Annotated in this window: 17 protein-coding genes and 1 pseudogene; 15 read left to right on the forward strand and 3 right to left on the reverse strand. The window is 67.6% G+C overall.

Annotated elements, in window-relative coordinates:
* Positions 1 to 62: 62 nt before the first annotated feature.
* From dxr to EAX62_RS08485, 5 genes are all read left to right on the forward strand, one after another.
* The gene (gene dxr, locus EAX62_RS08465) at positions 63 to 1,265 is read left to right on the forward strand and encodes a 1-deoxy-D-xylulose-5-phosphate reductoisomerase (RefSeq protein WP_121901251.1); all 1,203 of its coding nucleotides are present in this window, start codon (positions 63 to 65) and stop codon (positions 1,263 to 1,265) included.
* Positions 1,262 to 2,542 (forward strand): M50 family metallopeptidase, encoded by a 1,281-nt coding sequence (locus EAX62_RS08470; protein WP_121901252.1) that lies wholly within the window; start codon positions 1,262 to 1,264, stop codon positions 2,540 to 2,542. The genes dxr and EAX62_RS08470 overlap by 4 nt, the downstream gene beginning before the upstream one ends.
* Positions 2,543 to 2,551: 9 nt before the next feature.
* Positions 2,552 to 3,694 carry a flavodoxin-dependent (E)-4-hydroxy-3-methylbut-2-enyl-diphosphate synthase gene (gene ispG / locus EAX62_RS08475; protein ID WP_121901253.1) on the forward strand — a complete coding sequence of 381 codons (1,143 nt, stop codon included), beginning with the start codon at positions 2,552 to 2,554 and terminating at the stop codon, positions 3,692 to 3,694.
* Position 3,695: 1 nt separating this feature from the next.
* Positions 3,696 to 4,529 carry a GNAT family N-acetyltransferase gene (locus tag EAX62_RS08480; protein ID WP_121901254.1) on the forward strand — a complete coding sequence of 278 codons (834 nt, stop codon included), beginning with the start codon at positions 3,696 to 3,698 and terminating at the stop codon, positions 4,527 to 4,529.
* Positions 4,530 to 4,663: 134 nt separating this feature from the next.
* A complete protein-coding gene (locus EAX62_RS08485) occupies positions 4,664 to 6,427 on the forward strand; it encodes a proline--tRNA ligase (protein WP_121901762.1) in 1,764 nt (587 codons plus the stop codon).
* Positions 6,428 to 6,473: 46 nt separating this feature from the next.
* Here the strand turns inward: EAX62_RS08485 and EAX62_RS08490 are convergent, their stop codons facing one another.
* A complete protein-coding gene (locus EAX62_RS08490) occupies positions 6,474 to 7,433 on the reverse strand; it encodes a hypothetical protein (RefSeq protein WP_147454067.1) in 960 nt (319 codons plus the stop codon).
* A 47-nt stretch (positions 7,434 to 7,480) separates the two neighbouring features.
* Positions 7,481 to 8,086 carry a histidine phosphatase family protein gene (locus tag EAX62_RS08495; protein ID WP_121901256.1) on the reverse strand — a complete coding sequence of 202 codons (606 nt, stop codon included), beginning with the start codon at positions 8,084 to 8,086 and terminating at the stop codon, positions 7,481 to 7,483.
* 173 nt (positions 8,087 to 8,259) lie between these two features.
* Here EAX62_RS08495 and rimP point away from each other — a divergent pair.
* The 7 genes and pseudogenes from rimP to EAX62_RS08530 all read left to right on the forward strand — a co-directional run.
* Positions 8,260 to 8,742, forward strand: a pseudogene (rimP, locus tag EAX62_RS08500) (ribosome maturation factor RimP); the annotation flags it as partial.
* A 110-nt stretch (positions 8,743 to 8,852) separates the two neighbouring features.
* On the forward strand, positions 8,853 to 9,827 hold the full coding sequence (nusA, locus tag EAX62_RS08505) for a transcription termination factor NusA (protein ID WP_121901258.1): 975 nt from the start codon (positions 8,853 to 8,855) through the stop codon (positions 9,825 to 9,827).
* A gap of 19 nt (positions 9,828 to 9,846) precedes the next feature.
* Positions 9,847 to 10,095 carry a YlxR family protein gene (locus EAX62_RS08510; RefSeq protein ID WP_199711212.1) on the forward strand — a complete coding sequence of 83 codons (249 nt, stop codon included), beginning with the start codon at positions 9,847 to 9,849 and terminating at the stop codon, positions 10,093 to 10,095.
* A 175-nt stretch (positions 10,096 to 10,270) separates the two neighbouring features.
* Positions 10,271 to 13,195 carry a translation initiation factor IF-2 gene (gene infB, locus EAX62_RS08515; protein WP_121901259.1) on the forward strand — a complete coding sequence of 975 codons (2,925 nt, stop codon included), beginning with the start codon at positions 10,271 to 10,273 and terminating at the stop codon, positions 13,193 to 13,195.
* A gap of 44 nt (positions 13,196 to 13,239) precedes the next feature.
* Positions 13,240 to 13,677 carry a 30S ribosome-binding factor RbfA gene (gene rbfA / locus EAX62_RS08520; RefSeq protein ID WP_121901260.1) on the forward strand — a complete coding sequence of 146 codons (438 nt, stop codon included), beginning with the start codon at positions 13,240 to 13,242 and terminating at the stop codon, positions 13,675 to 13,677.
* A complete protein-coding gene (truB, locus tag EAX62_RS08525; RefSeq protein WP_121901261.1) occupies positions 13,674 to 14,576 on the forward strand; it encodes a tRNA pseudouridine(55) synthase TruB in 903 nt (300 codons plus the stop codon). The genes rbfA and truB overlap by 4 nt, the downstream gene beginning before the upstream one ends.
* The gene (locus EAX62_RS08530; protein WP_121901262.1) at positions 14,573 to 15,454 is read left to right on the forward strand and encodes a bifunctional riboflavin kinase/FAD synthetase; all 882 of its coding nucleotides are present in this window, start codon (positions 14,573 to 14,575) and stop codon (positions 15,452 to 15,454) included. The genes truB and EAX62_RS08530 overlap by 4 nt, the downstream gene beginning before the upstream one ends.
* Before the next feature lie 52 nt (positions 15,455 to 15,506).
* Here the strand turns inward: EAX62_RS08530 and EAX62_RS08535 are convergent, their stop codons facing one another.
* On the reverse strand, positions 15,507 to 15,983 hold the full coding sequence (locus EAX62_RS08535) for a GNAT family N-acetyltransferase (RefSeq protein ID WP_158600598.1): 477 nt from the start codon (positions 15,981 to 15,983) through the stop codon (positions 15,507 to 15,509).
* Positions 15,984 to 16,213: 230 nt separating this feature from the next.
* Between EAX62_RS08535 and rpsO the strand changes: the two genes are divergently transcribed.
* The 3 genes from rpsO (at position 16,214) to dapB (ending at position 19,817) form a co-directional block, all read left to right on the forward strand.
* Positions 16,214 to 16,477 (forward strand): 30S ribosomal protein S15, encoded by a 264-nt coding sequence (gene rpsO / locus EAX62_RS08540; RefSeq protein ID WP_121901264.1) that lies wholly within the window; start codon positions 16,214 to 16,216, stop codon positions 16,475 to 16,477.
* Between the two features lie 266 nt (positions 16,478 to 16,743).
* Complete coding sequence (locus tag EAX62_RS08545) at positions 16,744 to 18,945, forward strand: polyribonucleotide nucleotidyltransferase (protein ID WP_121901265.1); 2,202 nt, start codon at positions 16,744 to 16,746, stop codon at positions 18,943 to 18,945.
* A 131-nt stretch (positions 18,946 to 19,076) separates the two neighbouring features.
* A complete protein-coding gene (gene dapB, locus EAX62_RS08550; protein WP_121901266.1) occupies positions 19,077 to 19,817 on the forward strand; it encodes a 4-hydroxy-tetrahydrodipicolinate reductase in 741 nt (246 codons plus the stop codon).
* The last annotated feature ends 1 nt before the right edge of the window (position 19,818 follow it).

Raw genomic sequence — 19,818 nt, forward strand, 5'->3', positions numbered from 1 at the left:
CGCCGGAGAACGTGGCCGTCCAGGGTGGCGGAGCCTGTTGATCGGCGTGGGAGACTGGACCGGTGCGCAAAGTCATTCTGTTGGGGAGCACCGGCTCCATTGGTACCCAGACCCTCGACGTCATCGGTTCCCGACGCGACGCCTTCGACGTGGTGGGTCTCGCGGCCTCCGGATCGCACACCCAATTGCTGGCGCAACAGATCGCCGACTTCCGGCCCTCAGTGGTGGCCCTGGCGAAGGCGTCCTCCGCGCGTGACCTCATGCAGGCGCTCTACGCCGAGGCGGACCTGCGTGGGTGGAGTCTGGGGGAGACCGAACTCCCGAAGCTCCTCCTCGGCCCCGACGCCGCCACCGAGATGGCAGCCATGGACGCCGACGTCGTCGTCAATGCCGTCACCGGCGCAGCCGGGCTGCGCCCAACGCTCGCCTGCCTCGCCGCAGGGACCACGTTGGCGCTGGCGAACAAGGAGTCGCTGGTGATCGGCGGCCGACTCGTCATCGATGCGGCCGCCGCAGGGCAACTCGTCGCGGTCGACTCCGAACACTCCGCGTTCGCCCAGGCCTTGCGTGGCGGCCGGGCCGACGAGGTCCGCCGGCTCATCCTCACGGCCTCCGGAGGCCCGTTCCGTGGGCGGAGCACCGCCGAGCTCGCCCATGTGACACCCGAGCAGGCCATGGCCCACCCCACATGGGACATGGGCCGTGTCATCACCATCAACTCCGCCACCCTCGTCAACAAGGGCCTGGAGCTGTTGGAGGCGGGCCTCCTCTACGGAGTTGCACTCGACGACATCACCGTGGTGGTGCACCCGCAGTCCGTGGTGCATTCCATGGTCGAGTTCGTGGACGGCTCCACGCTGGCGCAGGCATCACCACCTGACATGCGTCTGCCCATCGGGCTGGCCCTCACCTGGCCCGACCGCCTCCCGGGGGCGGCGGCTGCCTGCGACTGGACGAAGGCCGCCACGTGGACGTTCGAGCCCCTCGACGACGACACCTTCCCCGCCGTGCGCCTGGCACGCCGCGCCGGGAAGTCGTCCGGGACCGCCCCGGCTGTCTACAACGCCGCCAACGAGGCCTGCGTCGACGCGTTCAGTGAGGGTCGCATCCCCTTCACGGGGATCGTTGACATCATCGGGCGCTGCCTCGACGAGCACCTCACCGAGGGACACGTGGGCGACGCCGACATGGACATTGACGCCGTCCTTGCCGCAGATGCCTGGGGTCGCCGCCGCGCCGCCGAACTCGTGGGGGAGCGTCCATGACGACTTTCCTGGTCATCGTCTTCGCCATCCTGTTCTTCGTCCTCATCATGGCCTCGATCGCACTGCACGAGGTGGGCCACCTGATCCCGGCGAAGATTTTCGGGGTGCGGGTGCCGCAGTACTTCATCGGCTTCGGGAAGACCCTGTGGTCCACGAAGCGTGGGGAGACCGAGTACGGCATCAAGGCCTTCCCGCTCGGAGGCTTCGTGCGCCTGCTGGGCATGTACCCGCCGGAGCGGAGTGGGAGGAAGGGCTGGCTGGGCCGGATGGCCGACGACGCGCGCAGCGTCGAGTACGAGCAGATCACCGCAGCAGACGCCGGTCGCCTGTTCCACCAGAAGCCTGTGTGGCAGCGCATCATCGTGATGCTGGGCGGGCCCGCCATGAACATCTTCCTGGCGTTCGTCATATTCCTCGGCATCAACCTGTTCCACGGGACCTACCAGCCCACACTGGTGGTCAGTACCGTCAGTGACTGCATCGTCCCGGCCGACCGCGAGGTCAAGAAGTGCACCGAGCAGGACCCCCCAACGCCGGCAGCGGCCTCCGGGGTGCGGGTGGGTGACCATCTTGTGTCGTTCAACGGCGTCCCCCTGACCAGTTGGGAGCAGATGGGCGACCTCATCCGCGACAACCGTGATCAGGAGGCCCGCGTGGTTGTCGAACGCGACGGCCAGCGCGTCGAGCTTGCCCCCACCCACACCGTCGTCACGGCAGTGGCCGACCGACTTGACCCCACCAAGACGCTTGAGGCCGGGTTCTTCGGTGTGTCACCCACCAACGAACTGGCCCGGGGTGGGGTGGGTGCCACCGCCAGCCAGATGTGGGACATGACCAAGATGTCCGTGGTCGCCCTGGCGAGCTTCCCCGTACGGATCTGGAACGTCGGTGTTGACCTTGTCACGGGGCAGCCGCGCGACGTCAACAGCCCCATCTCCATCGTCGGTGCAAGCCGGGTGGCTGGGGAGTTGAGCGTCGAGACACGGATCCCCGTGCCCGACCGAGCGGCCAGTTGGATGTCCCTCCTCGGAAGCATCAACCTGTTTGTTGCACTGCTGAATCTCGTACCGCTCGTGCCACTGGATGGTGGACACATAGCCGGTGCCATCTACGAATGGCTGCGCCGTGGCGTCAACAGGCTGCGAGGCCGCCCCGATCCCGGGGCCGTCGACACAGCCCGGATGCTGCCCGTCGCCTACCTTGTCGGGGGCTTCCTGCTCCTCGGCGGTGTCGTCCTCATACTCGCCGACATCATCACACCCATCTCACTGTTCTAGGATCGACACATGCCCGTGAGTCTCGGAATGCCCGCAGCCCCTCCCCCCACCCTTGCCCCGCGCCGCAAGACGCGGAAGATCAAGGTGGGTTCCACGTTCGTTGGCGGCGACGCGCCCATCAGCGTCCAGTCGATGACCACCACCAAGACCACCGACATCAACGCGACGCTGCAGCAGATTGCGGAACTGACCGCGACGGGCTGCGACATCGTCCGCGTCGCCGTCCCCAGTCAGGACGACGCCGACGTCCTGCACATCATCGCCAAGAAGTCGCAGATCCCCGTGATTGCCGACATCCACTTCCAGCCGCGCTATGTTTTCGCCGCCATCGACGCGGGTTGTGCGGCCGTGAGGGTGAACCCCGGCAACATCATCCAGTTCGACAACAAGGTGGCCGAGATTGCCAAGGCGGCCTCCAGTGCCGGTATCTCGCTGCGCATCGGCGTCAACGCCGGCTCCCTCGACAAGCGCATCCTCGCCAAGTACGGCGCGCCGACGCCCGAGGCGCTCGTGGAGTCGGCCCTGTGGGAGGCGTCCCTGTTCGAGGACGTCGGTTTCTACGATTTCAAGATCTCCGTGAAGCACAACGACCCCGTCGTCATGGTGCGTGCCTACGAATTGCTCAGCGAGAAGTGCGACTACCCGTTGCACCTCGGCGTGACCGAGGCGGGACCGGCGTTCCAGGGCACCATCAAGTCGTCCGTGGCCTTCGGTGCGTTGCTCAGCCAGGGCATCGGCGACACCATCCGCGTGTCCCTGTCTGCCCCGCCCGTCGAGGAGGTGAAGGTGGGACTCAAGATCCTCGAGTCGCTGAACCTTCGCCCCCGCAAGCTGGACATCGTCTCCTGCCCGTCCTGCGGACGCGCTCAGGTGGACGTCTACGCGCTGGCCGAGGCTGTGACTGCCGGGCTGGAAGGCATGGAGGCACCGCTGCGCGTGGCTGTCATGGGGTGCGTCGTCAACGGCCCCGGAGAGGCCCGCGAGGCGGACCTGGGGGTCGCCTCCGGCAACGGCAAGGGCCAGATCTTCGTGAGGGGTGAGGTCATCAAGACCGTCCCCGAGTCAGAGATCGTCGAGACCCTGCTGGTGGAGGCACGTCGCCTCGCAGCGGAAATGGGTGAAGTGGGTTCGCCCGAGGTCCTGGTTTCCTGACATGGGCAACCGGCTCCGGCTGCTCGGACCCGACGACAGGGTCGCTGTGGATGCGTTGCTGGCGCAACGCCCCATCGAGACCCTGTTCCTCGCAGCGAAGGTGGCCATGTTCGGCATCGACCGCCGGCGACTCGGGAAACTGCACGGGTTCGAGCGCGACGGCGTTCTGACGGCAGTGTGCCTCAACGGCGGCACCGTCTTTCCTGCCGGCCTGGACCCCGACGCCATCCCGATGTTTGTCGACGCCATTGGCCCCCTGCGGCGGGCATCGTCGATCCTCGGCCCCAGCATGGCGGCACTGGGCCTGTTCGTGGGGCTCGCGGAGCGGTGGCCCGGCGGCTGGGGGTCGTACGCCAACGTGCGTCGGACGCAGCCGCTCATGGTGCGGCGCGGCGCCCCCGACATCGAAGCAGACCCGCGGGTGCGGCTGCTCACCATGCGCGACTTCGATTCCTACCTGGCCGCGTCCGTGCACATGTACACCGAGGAGATCGGGTCGTCGCCGTACAAGTACGGTCCCGGCTACGAGTCGTTCGTGGCCGAGCGGCTGAAAAATCACGACGCCTGGGGCATCGTGGAGAAGTCCGAGGTCATCTTCAAGGCGGACCTCGGCCCGAAGTTCCGCGACCAGGCGCAACTCCAGGGCGTCTGGGTCCACCCGGACCACCGCGGCAAGGGCCTCTCCGTCCCGGCGATGGCCGGGATGCTGCAGGAGGTCGCGCGCACCCACAACGTGGTGTCGCTGTACGTCAACGACTTCAACATCCCCGCCATCAAGTCCTATGAGCACCTCGGATTCGAACACGTCGGCTCACTGTCGACGGTCCACTACTGAGGTGGGGCGCCGGAGAATCGGAGACGACCCGGGGTCTGCACGCCACCGGGTCACATGCACAATGGTCGCGCGGCCCGCAGGGGATAGAGTTTGGCGGAGTCCACTGCACTGTGAGGAAACCCGTGATCGAGAAGATGTCCCGCCTGTTCGTCCGCACGCTGCGGGATGATCCCGCCGACGCCGAGGTCCCCAGCCACCGCTGGCTGGTCCGCGCCGGCTACATCCGGCGCGTCGCACCCGGCATCTACTCATGGTTGCCCCTGGGGCTGAAAGTGCTGCAGAAGGTGGAGACCGTTGTCCGCGAGGAGATGGTGGCGATGGGTGCCCAGGAAGTGCACTTCCCGGCGCTGCTGCCCCGCGAACCCTTCGAGGCGACGAACCGGTGGAGCGACTACGGTGCCAACCTTTTCCGTCTGCAGGACCGCAGGGGCAATGACATGCTGCTCGGCCCCACGCACGAGGAGATCTTCACCCTCACGGTCAAGGACATGTACAACTCGTACAAGGACCTACCGCTGTCACTGTTCCAGATCCAGACCAAGTACCGCGACGAGGCGCGTCCCCGTGCCGGGGTGCTGCGGGGACGCGAGTTCGTCATGAAGGACTCCTACTCGTTCGACATCGACGACGAGGGGCTGAACGCCAGCTACCAGGCGCACCGTGACGCCTACGTGCGCATCTTCGACCGCCTCGGACTGGAGTACGTGATCGTCTCCGCCATGGCCGGTGCCATGGGTGGTTCGGCTTCGGAGGAGTTCCTGGCCGTGGCCGCCAATGGTGAGGACACGTTCGTGCGCTCACCCGGTGGTTACGCCGCGAACGTCGAGGCCGTGCGCATCGCCGTACCCGACGCCCTGCCCATCGAGGATGCTCCGGCCATCGCTGTTGTGGACACCCCTCTGGCCAGCAGTATCGCCGCCGTCGTGGATCTCCTCAATGCCGAGCATGCCCAGGACCACCCCTGGACGGCGGACCAGATGCTGAAAAACCTTGTCTTCCTCGTCACGCACCCGGATGGCACCAGCGAGCCCCTGGCCATCGGGGTACCGGGCGACCGTGGAGTCGACGCCAAGCGACTCGAGGCGGCCTTCGAACCGTCAGTGGCCCTCCCGTTCACCGCTGAGGACTTCGAGAAGTACCCGTCACTGAAGGTCGGCTTCATGGGCCCCGTCACCGCCACGGGGGAGGCGGTCCTCGGCGAGGAGTCCACGTCCGGCATCCGCTACGTCGTCGACCCGCGCGTGGTCACCGGCACCCACTGGGTCAGCGGCGCCAACACCGTCGGCCAGCACCTGAGCGGCGTCACCGTGGGCCGTGACTTCACCCCCGACGGCGTCCTGGACGTCGCCGACGTCCGCGAGGGCGACCCGGCCCCCGACGGATCCGGTCCCATGCAACTCGCCCGCGGCATAGAGATGGGGCACATCTTCCAGCTCGGACGCCGCTACGCCGAGGCCCTCGGCCTGAAGGTGCTGGACCGCAACGGCAAACTCGTCACCGTCACCATGGGTTCCTACGGCGTGGGCGTGTCCCGCGCCGTCGCCGCCGTGGCGGAGGCCACCTGTGATGACAAGGGCCTCTCCTGGCCCCTGGCGCTCGCGCCCTACCAGGTGCAGATCCTGGCCACCGGCAAGGATGCCTCCGTCTTCGAGGAGGCGGACCGTATCGCAGCCGCACTGTCGGAGCGGGGGGGGCTGGACGTGCTCGTCGACGACCGCAAGGCCAGCCCGGGTGTGAAGTTCGCCGACGGCGAGATCCTGGGCATGCCCATCATCGTGGTGGTGGGTCGTGGCCTGGTCGACGGCGTCGTCGAGGTGCGCAACCGCGCCACCGGTGAACGTCGTGAGGTCGCCGTCGCGGATGCCGTCAGCGCTGTGCTGGAGCTTGCCGGTCGCTGACACGTGGTCTGCGGGCGCCTCGAGCGCCCTCAGGCTTTGCCACGGCTCAGCGCGCGACCCATCCGGGCCAGTTCGGCAGGCGTCCGCCCCACTGGTGCACCCACTGCACCTGCGCGAGCATTGCCGTCAGCCACGTGGCGGCGCTCGTCGTGTCGGCGGCCACCACCACGCCGATGGCATCGAGGACATTGGCCTCCAGTGCAGACCAGGCCGAACGGATCTCCGCCGGCGTGGACATGGCGTTGGGCAGTTCCCATGTGCCGCCCTCGGGCGCGTCACCCGTGATGGCGGCCAGGAGCTGATTGCGCAGCGCCCGGGCGCCGTCCAGACGCAGTGTTCCTGCATCCAGCAGTGGATCCTTCCGGGACAGCCGCCCGAGGCCCACCTCCAGGGCCCGCACGAGCGCCAGGACATGGCCCAGCGCGAGCGCCAGCGACGCCGACACGTCAGGGTCGGCGAAGGGGGCGGGTTCGGCGCCGCCCTCTGCGGGGGGGAGGTCCGGACGCAGACTGGCTGCCGAGGCGGTGGCGATGGATGCGTACAGCAGCCTCTCAGCCCCGCTTCCGGCCGTGGCGATGGCAGCCTGCAGCACCGGCGAGCCCTCAGCCACGCGGGCGGTGAGCAGGGCGACGACGTCGGCGGGCGTGGCTGCCGTGGCGGGTTGTGCGGGTGTGGGGCTGGCGGGAGGGAAATCAACGGTGCCACCCGTCACCGGATCCTCGGACTCCACGCGCGACCCATGCGCTGAAGACTGTTTCGCGACGGCGTCAAGCCATGCGAGATGCTGTGGTGTGGCGCCCCAACTGGCCGCCGTCAGCGTCGCGTCACCGATGAGGGCCGCGAACCCGGCCACCCAGTCCGCGGCTGCCGCGGCCTGCGAAGTCCGCGTGGGCGCAATCGGTTCTGCTGCTGGGCCGGGGGATCCCTGGACGACCGGGCTGGTGGTGCACCCCGCCAGGGCTGCCAGCAGGGGGAGCTGGAGGAGGCTCCGGCGGGTCGCGTGCATGGGGGACACCCTAACCGTCCTCCCCCCGACGGCGCGCAGTGGCTGGCTCAGTCCTCAGCGTTCCAGCGCACGATGGCCGGGTTGTCCTTCTCGTAGCCCAGCACGCTGATGGTGCCCGTCTGGAGGGGGAAGTGCTTTGCCATCGCCACCTCCACGCCCAGCCATTCCATGGCGAGCGCGCGTAGCGAGTGGCCGTGCGCGAACACGATGGCGCGTTCGACGCCGGATGCCCTCACCCGGTCCACCACACGTTGGAGCCGCACCGAGATGTGCTCCAGGGTTTCACCCGGCTCGTACCCGTCCCGCTCGAACTTCGGTGCCCCGTGCGTCCAGATGCGCCAGCCCGGAACCTTCTTTCGGATCTCGTCCGACGTCAGCCCTTCGCCGGGGCCGTATGCCCACTCCACGAGGTCGTCGTCCGTTTCGGCATCCGGGAAACCGGCGCCTGCTGCCGTGTCTCGGGCTCGTCGGCGCGGGCTGGTGAGGACCAGACCGAAGTCGGTACCAGCCAGCCGTGCACCCACGCGCCGCGCGTCCTCATCACCCTCCGTGAGCAGGGGGAGGTCCGTCACCGACGTGTGCTGGCCGGACTGTGACCACTGCGTCGCCCCGTGGCGAACCAGCCACAGCTGTGTGGCATCCGTGCTTGTCATGGTGACCTCCTGGTCTCGGGCTTCACGTTGGCTGATCCTGATCGTAGTTGTGGCGGCGGACGGGAACGGGGCTTCCTGCCAGATCGGTTGCAGGGCTGGCTGGCGAAGGCTGCCGGGACCCGTATGATTGGGCGTTCACGAACTGAGCCCACAACTTAAATCGGAGCACCCGCATGCACGAACAACAGCTCACGGAGCTCATCGCTCCCATCCTCACCTGGCACGGGCTGGAGCTCGACGAACTCGACGTCAAGCCCATGGGTAGGCGTTCACTGTTGCGCATCACGGTGGACGGCGACGGCCCTGACGGCACAGGCCCCCTGCTGGACGACATCTCCGCAGCTGCTTCGCAGATCTCGGCCGCACTCGACGTCAGCGACGCCGTGGGCGCCTCACCCTTCACGCTGGAGGTCAGCAGCCGCGGTGTCAGCAAGCCGCTGACACAGGCCAAGCACTTCCGCCGCAACGTCGGCCGGCTCGTGACCGTGACGGTGGGTACGTCGGAGATCACGGGCCGCATCCTTTCCGTGACGCAGGACGAGGTGGTGCTGGACGTCAAGGGCAAAGAGATGTCCCGCCAGTTGGCCGAGATCGACAAGGCCGTGGTGCAGGTGGAGATGAATCCCCCCAAGGCCAAGACCGTCGACTCCAGCGTCGACGAGGCGCCGGAGTCCGATGGCGACGAAGAGTCGGAGTCCGACGAGGACGAGGACGAGGACGCCGAGTCCGACGACGAGACCACCGACACGGACGAGGAGGCCTGATCATGGATATTGATCTGGCTGCGCTGCGCGCCATCGAGCGCGACAAGGAAATCCCCATGGATTACCTCATCACCACCCTGGAGGACGCCCTCCTCAACGCCTACGACAAGACGGAGCATCCCCTGCGGGGAGTGAAGGTGGAGATCGACCGCAAGTCCGGCAAGGTGTCGGTCCTCGCCCCCGAGTTCGGCGATGACGACGAGGTGGTGGGCTACTACGACGACACCCCCTCCGACTTCGGTCGGGTGGCTGCCTCCACGGCCCGACAGGTGATTTTCCAGCGCCTACGGGAGGCGGAGGACGACCAGAAGTTCGGCCACTTCGCCGGACACGAGGGTGACATCCTCAACGGGATGGTGCAGGCGGACAGGGATTCCAAGACCGTGCGCGTCGACCTCGGCGCCATGGAGGCCATCATGCCGCTCGCCGAGCAGGTCCCCGGCGAGGACTACTCCCACGGCAAGCGGCTCAAGGTGTACGTGGTGAGCGTCCGACGTGAGCTGAAGGGCCCGCAGGTGGTTGTGTCCCGCACCCACCCCCACCTGGTGAGGAAGCTCTTCGCGCTCGAGGTGCCCGAGATTGCTCAGGGGGTGGTGGACATCATGGAGATCGCTCGGGAGGCGGGTCACCGCACCAAGATCGCCGTGCGCAGCAACAACCCCACCGTCTCGGCCAAGGGTGCGTGCATTGGCCCCATGGGCCAACGTGTCCGGGCCATCACCAACGAGTTGGGCAGCGAGAAGATCGACATCGTCGACTGGTCCGAGGACCCCACGAAGTTCGTCGCCGCCGCACTGTCCCCGGCCAAGGTCATCTCCGTCACGGTCGTGGACCCCGCCGCGCGCTCCTGCCGGGCCATCGTCCCGGACTACCAGCTGTCCCTGGCCATCGGCCGGGAGGGTCAGAACGCTCGCCTGGCGGCGCGCCTCACCGGCTGGCGCATCGACATCCAGCCCGACACCGTCGTGGAGCACTGAGCTGGCCCCCGAACCACCCGTGCGGACCTGTCTGGGTTGCCGGGGACGCAGCGCCCAGTCGGAGCTGCTCCGGCTGGTCCGCGTGGGCGACGACGTCATCGACGGGACCGCGCCCCGACTTCCGGGGCGCGGGGGCTACCTGCACCGTGACCCCGCCTGCTGGAAGGTGGCGGAGCAGCGGCGCGCGGTGCAGCGTTTCTTCGGTCCCGGAGCCCTGTGGACGGCCCAGCCGCCCTCTGATTGGGATGAGACGGCGGCGACGCGGTAAGGTGGACGACGGTCCGGCGCTCACTCGCGCCCGGCACCATCATCGCAACGTCGGAAGACTCCGGCGCAACCAGAAAGTGGGCTAACGCTCATGACCACTCGATGAGTAATTACCGATGAGCAACACACCCAATCAATAGGTCCGGACAGAGGTCTGGTCCTTTCAAAGGAGAGTAGTGGCCAAGCCTCGCGTTCATGAGATCGCAAAAGAAGTTGGAATCACCAGCAAAGAGCTGTTGAACAAGCTGAACGAAATGGGCGAATACGTCCGCGGTCCGTCCTCCACGCTGGAAGCGCCCGTCGTGCGCAAGCTGCGTGAGACCTTGGGCACCACGGACAAGCCCGAAGCCGCGCCGGCCGCTGATGCGCGCCCGGCAGCAACCCCCGGCGCACCGAAGCCGACCCCTGCCCAGCCAGCCAGCCCCGCAGCGGCAAAGCCCACCCCGGCAGCACCCGCGGCATCCGTCACCCCTGCAGCACCGACGGCGCCCGCCGCCCCGGCCGCACAGACCACTCCGGCGACGCAGTCCTCCCCGTCGGCACCCAGGCCCGGCGCAGCCTCGGCCCCCAAGCCGGGGGTCAAGCCCGCCGCACCCAAGCCGCCCGTCCGTCCTTCCACGCCCCCGGCGCGGCCCAGCACCCCGAGCGCTCCGAGCGCGGAGCGTCATGCCCCCGCCCAGCGAGGCGACGGCGGAACACCCTCGCAGTCACCGCGTCCCGGTGCACCACGAGCTGGCGGACCCACCCCTGGACCGGCTCGCCGGCCCAGCGGACCCCGCCCCGGCAACAACCCCTTCGCACCGGCACAGGGCATGGGCACGCAGCAGCGTCGTCCCCGCCCCGAGGGTGGAGCCGGCGCGCCCGGCGCCGCCCCCCGTCGTGACGGTGCCCCCGGTGAGCGCATGCCGCGCCCCGGTGGAACCGGTGGTGCCTCCGGCATGCCGCGTCCCAACCCGGCCATGATGCCCAAGCAGCAGTCGGCCCAGATCGGAGCAGCCCCCGCACGCGGTGGTCGTCCCGGCGGTCCGGGTGGTCCCGGTGGCGGCCGCGGTCGCCCCGGTGGCGGCGGCGGCGGTGGCGGTCGTCCAGGCGGCGCACCCGGTGGTGTCGGTGGTCCGCCCATGGGCGGTTTCGCCGGTCGCCCCGGTGGCGGCGGTGGCCGTGGTCGTCCCGGCGGTACGCAGGGTGCCTTCGGGCGCGGCGGTGCCGGTGGTCGACGCGGACGCAAGTCGAAGAAGCAGCGCAGGCAAGAGTTCGACCAGATGGAGGCGCCCGCGATTGGTGGCGTCCGGCTCCGCAAGGGCGGTGGCCAGACCGTACGTCTGCGCCGCGGCGCTTCGCTGAGCGACCTGGCCGAGAAGATTGGCGTCGACGCGGCGTCGCTCGTGCAGGTGTTGTTCCACCTGGGCGAGATGGTCACGGCCACCCAGTCGGTCTCCGACGACACCCTCGAGGTGTTGGGTGCGGAGCTTGAGTACAACATCGAGGTCGTCTCGCCTGAGGACGAGGACCGCGAGCTGCTCGAGAGCTTCGACCTGGAGTTCGGAGAGGACCTCGGCGACGAGGACGACCTTGCGGCACGTCCGCCGGTCGTCACCGTCATGGGCCACGTGGACCACGGAAAGACGCGACTGCTCGACACGCTCCGCAAGAGCAACGTGGCGGGTGGCGAGGCCGGCGGTATCACGCAGGCCATCGGGGCCTACCAGGTGCAGACCACGATCGACGGCGTTGACCGTGGCATCACCTTCATCGACACCCCCGGCCACGAGGCGTTCACCGCCATGCGTGCCCGTGGTGCCAAATCCACTGACATCGCGGTTCTCGTGGTGGCGGCGGATGACGGCGTCATGCCGCAGACGATCGAGGCGTTGAACCACGCCAAGGCGGCCGGAATCCCGGTTGTCGTCGCGGTGAACAAGATCGACAAGGAAGCAGCGGACCCGGTGCGGGTTCGCGGCGAGCTCTCCGAGTTCGGTCTCATCCCGGAGGAGTACGGGGGCGACACGCAGTTCGTCGACGTCTCCGCACTGACGGGCGAGGGCCTCGACAGGTTGCTGGAAGCGGTCGTCCTGACCGCTGACGCAGCACTTGACCTGCGCGCCAACCCCGACATGCCTGCACAGGGTGTTGCCATCGAGGCGCACCTCGACAAGGGCCGCGGCCCCGTCGCGACCGTGCTCATCCACCGTGGAACGTTGCGCATCGGGGAATCGATCGTGGCAGGCTCGGCCTACGGCCGCGTGCGTGCCCTGATCAACGACAAGGGTGAGAACCTCACTGAGGCCCCACCGTCGATGCCGGTGCAGGTCCTCGGACTCACCGCTGTTCCCGGCGCCGGCGACAACGTGCTGGTCGTCGACGACGACCGTATGGCACGCCAGATCGCCGACAAGCGTGGATCGCGGATGCGTGCCGCAGCCCAGGCAGTCGGTTCACGTCGCAAGACGCTGGACCAGCTGTTCGAGCAGCTCGAGAGGGGCGAGACGCAGGAACTGCTGCTCATCCTCAAGGGCGATGGCGCGGGCTCGGTGGAAGCACTCGAGGATGCGCTGTCCAAGATCGACGTGGGCGAGGAAGTCTCGCTGCGTGTCATCGACCGCGGTGTGGGTGCCATCACGGAGACCAACGTCTCCCTGGCAGCCGCCTCGAAGGCCGTCATCATCGGCTTCAACGTGCGCCCCACTGTGCACGCACAGCAGATGGCCGACCGCGAGAACGTGGACATGCGGTTCTACTCCGTCATCTACTCCGCCATCGACGAGATCGAAGCAGCGCTCAAGGGCATGCTCAAGCCGATCTACGCCGAGGAGACACGGGGCCGGATGGAGATCCGCGAGATCTTCCGCAGCTCGAAGTTCGGCAACATCGCCGGCTGCATGGTGCTGGATGGCACCATCCGCCGGAACCAGAAGGGTCGCCTGCTGCGCGACGGTGTCGTCATCTCTGAAACCTCGATCGCTTCGCTGCGTCGGGAGAAGGATGACGCCACGGAGGTCCGTGAGGGCTTCGAGTGCGGCATGACCCTGTCCAACTTCAACGACATCCGCATCGGCGATATCGTGGAGACCTACGAAATGGTGGAGCGCGAGCGGTCCTGATCGCTCTCGTCCGGTCCGTCGGCTTCGGCCAACCAGGAGGAATCATGGCAAACCCCCGCAACGCCAAGCTGGCGGACCAGATCAAGGTGATTCTGGCGACGACGATTGAACGTCGTGTCAAGGATCCCCGCCTTGGGTTCGTGACCCTCACGGAAGTCCGCCTCACCGGCGACAACCGTGAGGCCACGGCCTTTTACACCGTGCTCGGTGACGAAGATGACCGAGCCGCAACCGCGGCCGCGCTGGAGTCCGCCAAGGGCATGCTCCGCTCAACCGTCGGGGGCCAGTTGGGGATGAAGTTCACCCCGTCGCTGGCGTTCATGCTTGACGCCACCCCTGAGGTGGCCAAGAGCATGGAGGACCTGCTGGCCCGGGTCCAGACCCTCGACGCGGAGGCCGCCTCGCACTCCGACGGCAAAACCTTCGCCGGCGATGCGGACCCGTACAAGAAGCCGCGTGAAGAGAGTGACGACGACGAGTGACGCCCTCTCCTGGGACCGTCGGCTCGGGCATCGTCGTGGTGGACAAGCCCGGCGGGCTCACCTCGCACCAAGTGGTCGGCACACTTCGCCGGCTCCTTGGAACACGCAAGGTGGGCCACGCCGGCACCCTCGACCCGATGGCCACGGGTGTGCTCATTCTCGGCGTCAACCGGGCCACGCGACTGCTCGGCCACCTGGCCCTGCACGACAAGTCCTATCTGGCCACCATCCGTCTGGGTGAGCGCTCCACCACGGACGACGCCGAGGGCACCGTCGAGCCCGTCGCCGACGCCTCCCACCTGACGCTCGACGTCATCGATGAGGCGTGCGGACCGCTCCGCGGCCACATCAGCCAAGTGCCCAGCAGTGTCTCGGCCATCAAGGTCAACGGCCAGCGCGCCTACAAACTGGTGCGTGACGGTGAAACAGTCCAGCTGAAATCCCGTGATGTCGAGGTGTCGCACCTGGAGATCCTCGACGTCCGCCCCGGCGATGGGGTCTGCGACGTCGACGTGGACGTGGCCTGCTCGACGGGCACCTACATCAGGGCCATCGCCCGCGACCTCGGTGACGCCCTCGGCGTGGGCGGCCACCTCACGGCCCTGCGCCGCACACGCATCGGTGGCTACGACCTCTCCTCTGCTGTGGTCCTGCAGGACGACGCGCCCACGCTCATGCCCATGGCCGACGCCGCCCGCCTCAGCTTCCCCTGCGTGGACGTGAGCGCCGCCCAGGCGGCAGACATCCTCGTGGGTCGTCGACTGGAGATGGCCGTCCCCGCCGAGGTGACCGGCATGCTCTCACCGCAGGATGAGCTGCTGGCCCTCTACAGGCCGGACGGCGACGGTTCACGTCCGCTGGCGGTGCTCGTGGCTCCCGAGCCGGGGGAGACCCCGTGAGCACGGTCGTTGCCATCGGGAACTTCGATGGAGTGCACCTTGGGCATCAGCGCGTCCTCAGGGAGGCCATGCAGTCCCACGGTGACCCCCTCGTGGTGATCACATTCTGGCCGCACCCCATGTCGGTGCTGCGCCCCGACAAGGCACCCAAGCTGCTCGGGGATCTCCACTCCCGCATTGACCTGCTGAAGGCCGCCGGCGCGCGCGAAGTGCGAGTGGTGAACTTCACCGAGGCCGTTGCCCAGCTCAGTCCCCGCGAGTTCGTGGAGCGTTTCGTGTTGCCCCTGGAACCGTCGCGCGTCGTGGTGGGGGAGAACTTCCGCTTCGGCCACCGGGCCGCCGGTGACGTTGCCGAACTGGCGCGCCTCGGGCAGGGGCACTTCGAAGTGGTCCATCTGGCTCTGGAGTCCATCAACGACATCGTCACCTGCTCCACGCTGATCCGGACCTCACTGGCCGACGGTGACGTGGCGGGGGCCGCGGAGCACCTGGGGCGCCCGTTCCGTGTGCGCGGTGTGGTGGTCATGGGCGACCAGCGCGGACGTGAACTCGGTTACCCGACGGCGAACCTGCCGGTCCCGTCAGACATGGCAGTGCCCGCTGACGGTGTCTACGCCGGCTGGCTGAGCGCCACGGACGGGCTCAGGCTGCCTGCCGCCATCTCGGTGGGCTCCAATCCCACTTTCAACGGCGTCGACCGTCGCGTGGAGACCTACGTGCTGGACCGCACCGATCTGGAGTTGTACGGCGAGGAGATCGTCGTCGATTTCGTCGACCGCCTGCGCGGCCAGGTGAAGTTCGACGGCATCGAGGGTCTCATTTCGCAGATGGACCAGGACATCAGCCACTGCCGCGTGGTGCTGGGCCTCGACGGCTGACGCGCGCCAAGCACCGTGTCGCCGGCGCTCTGCGACGACCACGACGCACTGCTCAGCGTGCGGTGAGTGACTTCTTGTAGATGGCGTAGTGGGAGCTGGCGCGGGACGGGTCCGGTACCTGCTCGACCTCCGGCGCCTCCACGAAGAGGTGCTCACCCGTGGGGTGGTACTCCAGCGAGACGTACAGCGGAACGGCCTTCTCGTTGTTGGGGTCAACAGCCAGGAAAACGGCGGTGTGACCTTCCTCGCGGGCCTTCTGCTCCACCCACTGGGACAGGGCGCGGCCGGCTCCGCGGCGTCGGGCCGACGGCGCCACGAACATGTTGCGCAGCTCGGGTGTCATTTCGGAGTTCAGGTCCAGCAGGGCGGTGCCCACGATCTCGTCGCCGTCGAGCGCCACCGCGAAGTACATCTGACCCAGATCCTGCAGGCGGAAATGCTCATCCACGAGGCGGGGATCGGTCTGACCGAGATGCTGACGAATGGCGGAAAGGTCTGCTGCAGTGGCGGTACGCACAACGATGGACATGAAAACTCCTAACAGGACCTCACGGGCCGGGCACCGCCACCCTATCTGGCGCATGGTGTGCCGTGCACATGGACCCTGCAAGTCAGGTGAGGGGGGAGGGGGACGAATGGGTGATGGGGACGGGTGCGTGGTAATGTTGTGGGGTTGCCGTTTGATCGGCCACGGAAGCCCAAGAGCCCCAGATGCACTCCGCAACGGGGCGCCGTGCAGCGAACCGAAGGAGCCCCCGCATGGAAGCTGTCAACAAGAAGCAGATCATCGAAGAGTACGCAACCGCCGAGGGTGACACCGGATCGCCGGATGTGCAGGTTGCCCTGCTGTCCGCCAGGATCGCACACCTCACGGAGCACCTGAAGATGCACAAGCATGACCACCACTCCCGTCGTGGCCTCATGCTGATGGTCGGCCAGCGTCGCCGTCTGCTCAACTACGTCATGAAGAACGACGTCGAGCACTACCGCGAGCTCATCGCCCGCCTCGGCCTGCGCCGCTGATTCGCATCACCCGAATTCTGGACGAAGAGCAGCCCCCGCCTCTGGCGGGGCGCTGCTCTTCGCCCATTTCCGGGCATGCAGGATACACTCAGGTCACAACTACATAGCAAGGTTTCACGCTGCCCGCTGGAGGTCTCATCTGTCCTCGGTAGTGGTCTTCGGGTGCCATCAAGCGCCCCCGCGGACCTCGATCGAAGACCGGTGGACCACGCGAAACGCCCCCACTGGGGCGGGGTAGCACCCCACCAACTGAAAGGAGACTGTCCATGGAAGGACCAGGTCTCGAATTCTCCGAAGCAATCATTGACAACGGTGCCCACGGGCGCCACGTCGTCCGGTTCGAAGCCGGACTGCTCGCACAGCAGGCCGACGGCTCGGCCGCCGTGTACCTCGACGGTGACACGATGTTGCTCGCCGCCACCACCGCGTCCAAGAACCCGCGGGACTCCATCGACTTCTTCCCGCTGACGGTTGACATCGAAGAGCGCATGTACGCCGCAGGTCGCATCCCCGGCTCGTTCTTCCGTCGCGAAGGCCGCCCCGGCGAGGGCGCCATCCTGACGGCCCGCCTCATCGACCGCCCGCTGCGCCCCGCCTTCGTGAAGGGTCTGCGCAACGAGGTCCAGGTTGTCGTCGACGTGCTGTCGCTCAACCCCACCCACCTGTACGACGTCGTCGCCATCAACGCGGCCTCGATGTCCACCACGCTGGCTGGCCTGCCCTTCACCGGGCCGATCGGTGGCGTCCGCGTCGCACTGATCGATGACGCCTGGGTCTGCTTCCCGACCGTGGAGCAGTCCGCAACCTCCGCCTTCCAGATGGTCGTGGCCGGGCGTGTCCTGCCCGACGGCGACGTCGCCATCACCATGGTGGAGGCCGGCGGCACGGATGCCACCTGGGAGCTCGTGCGTGCGGGCAAGACTGCACCCACCGAAGAGGTTGTGGGTCAGGGCCTCGAGGCTGCCAAGCCGTTCATCAAGGTCCTCTGTGATGCCCAGTCCGAGCTCGCCGCCAAGCTGCCGCGCGAGACCCGCGACTTCCCCATCTTCCGCGACTACGAGGACGACGTCTTCGCCGCCGTGGAGGAGCTCGCCTCCGCCCGTGTCGCCGAGGCCATGACGATCTCCGGCAAGCAGGAGCGCGACGAGGCCACGCACGGCATTCGCCAGGACGTCACCGAGCAGCTCGCCGAGCGCTTCGCTGACCGCACCAGCGAGATCTCCGCAGCCATGAAGGCGCTGACGAAGAAGCTCGTTCGTCGCCGCACCCTCATCGAGGGCATCCGCATCGACGGCCGTGGCCCCAGTGACATCAGGGAGCTTTCCGCCGAGGTCGCGATCATCCCCCGCGTCCACGGCTCGGCACTGTTCCAGCGCGGCGAGACCCAGATCCTGGGTGTCTCCACGCTGAACATGCTGGACATGGAGCAGCGCATCGACTCGCTGTCACCGGAGTCCACCAAGCGCTACATGCACAACTACAACTTCCCGCCGTTCTCCACGGGTGAGACGGGACGCGTCGGTTCGCCGAAGCGTCGCGAAATCGGTCACGGCGCACTCGCAGAGCGCGCCATCCTGCCGATCCTCCCCACCCGCACGGAGTTCCCCTACGCGATCCGTCAGGTCTCGGAGGCACTGAGCTCCAACGGTTCCACCTCGATGGGTTCGGTCTGCGCCTCGACGCTGTCCCTGCTCAACGCCGGTGTGCCGCTGAAGGCACCCGTGGCCGGTATCGCCATGGGCCTCATGAGCGACGAGGTTGACGGTGAGACGCGCTACGTCGCACTCACCGACATCCTTGGCGCCGAGGATGCCCTGGGCGACATGGACTTCAAGGTGGCCGGCACGCCGGACTTCGTCACGGCCCTCCAGCTGGACACGAAGCTCAACGGCATCCCGGCCTCCGAGCTGCAGAAGGCCCTTCTCCAGGCCCGCGAGGCGCGTCACACGCTCCTCGAGGTCATGGGTGAGGCCATCGATGTGCCCGACGAGATGAGCCAGTACGCTCCCCGGATCATTACGGTGCGCATCCCCGTCGACAAGATCGGCGAGATCATCGGCCCGAAGGGCAAGATCATCAACCAGATGCAGGATGACACGGGCGCCAACATCTCCATCGAGGACGACGGCACCATTTACGTGGGCGCCACCTCCGGTGAGCAGGCCGATGCGGCTGTCGCGATGATCAACGCCATCGCGAACCCGCACATGCCCGAGCGGGGCGAGCGTTTCATGGGCACCATCGTGAAGCTCACCAGCTTCGGTGCCTTCGTGTCGCTGCTGCCCGGCAAGGACGGCCTCCTGCACATCTCCAAGCTCCGCGGCCTCGCCGGCGGCAAGCGCGTGGACGACGTGGAGGACATCCTGTCCGTCGGGCAGAAGCTGCAGGTGGAGATCTCTGACATCGACGACAGGGGCAAGCTGTCGCTGATCCCCGTCGTGGACGAAGAGACCGCAGACGCCAACTGAGGCACACGCAGTCACTGAGCAACGGGTGGGCCCCCAGCGGGGGGTCCACCCGTTGTTTCTGTTGGTGGGCGACACTGGTCGCTGGTAGAACTTGGGACTCAATGCAGGGTACGAGGGATGGGGCAGGAAACATGGACCAGATTCGAGTGGGAGTCTTCGGGGCCGGCGGAAGGATGGGCGCGGAGGCCGTCCGGGCCGTGGAGAGGGCCGGGGACCTGCAACTGGTGGCCGGGGTCGACGTGGACGACGACCGTGAGCTGCTGTCCGACGCGCAGGTGGCGGTGGACTTCACCCATCCCGGCGCAGTGATGGACAACATCGAGTGGTGCGCTGCACGCGGCATCCACATGGTGATCGGCACCACCGGGTTCACCGCGGAACGCCTCGCGAGGGTGGCTGCGCTCTGCGAGCAGAATCCCGGCGTCGGGATCCTGATCGCGTCCAACTTCTCCATCGGCGCAGTCTTGATGATGAGCTTCGCCGAGCAGGCAGCAAGGTTCTACCCCAGCGTGGAGATCATCGAACTGCACCACCCGAACAAGGTTGATGCGCCGTCTGGCACCTCTGTGAGCACCGCCCGGAGGATTGCCGCCGCGCGTGCCGCGGCGTCCATGGGTGCGGTCCCCGACGCCACCGTTCACGACGACGGCGCCCGCGGCGCAGTGGTGGACGGCATCCACATCCACGGCGTCCGTCTGCAGGGTCTCGTCGCGCACCAGGAGGTGCTGCTGGGGGCCACGGGGGAGACCCTCACGATCCGCCACGACAGCTTTGAGCGCACCAGTTTCATGCCCGGAGTCCTGGCTGGCATCCGTCACGTCGTCGACCACCCCGGGCTCACCGAGGGCATCGAGACGGTCCTCGGCCTCTAGC

The sequence above is a fragment of the Tessaracoccus antarcticus genome (genome assembly GCF_003688855.1).
Lineage (GTDB): Bacteria > Actinomycetota > Actinomycetes > Propionibacteriales > Propionibacteriaceae > Arachnia > Arachnia antarctica.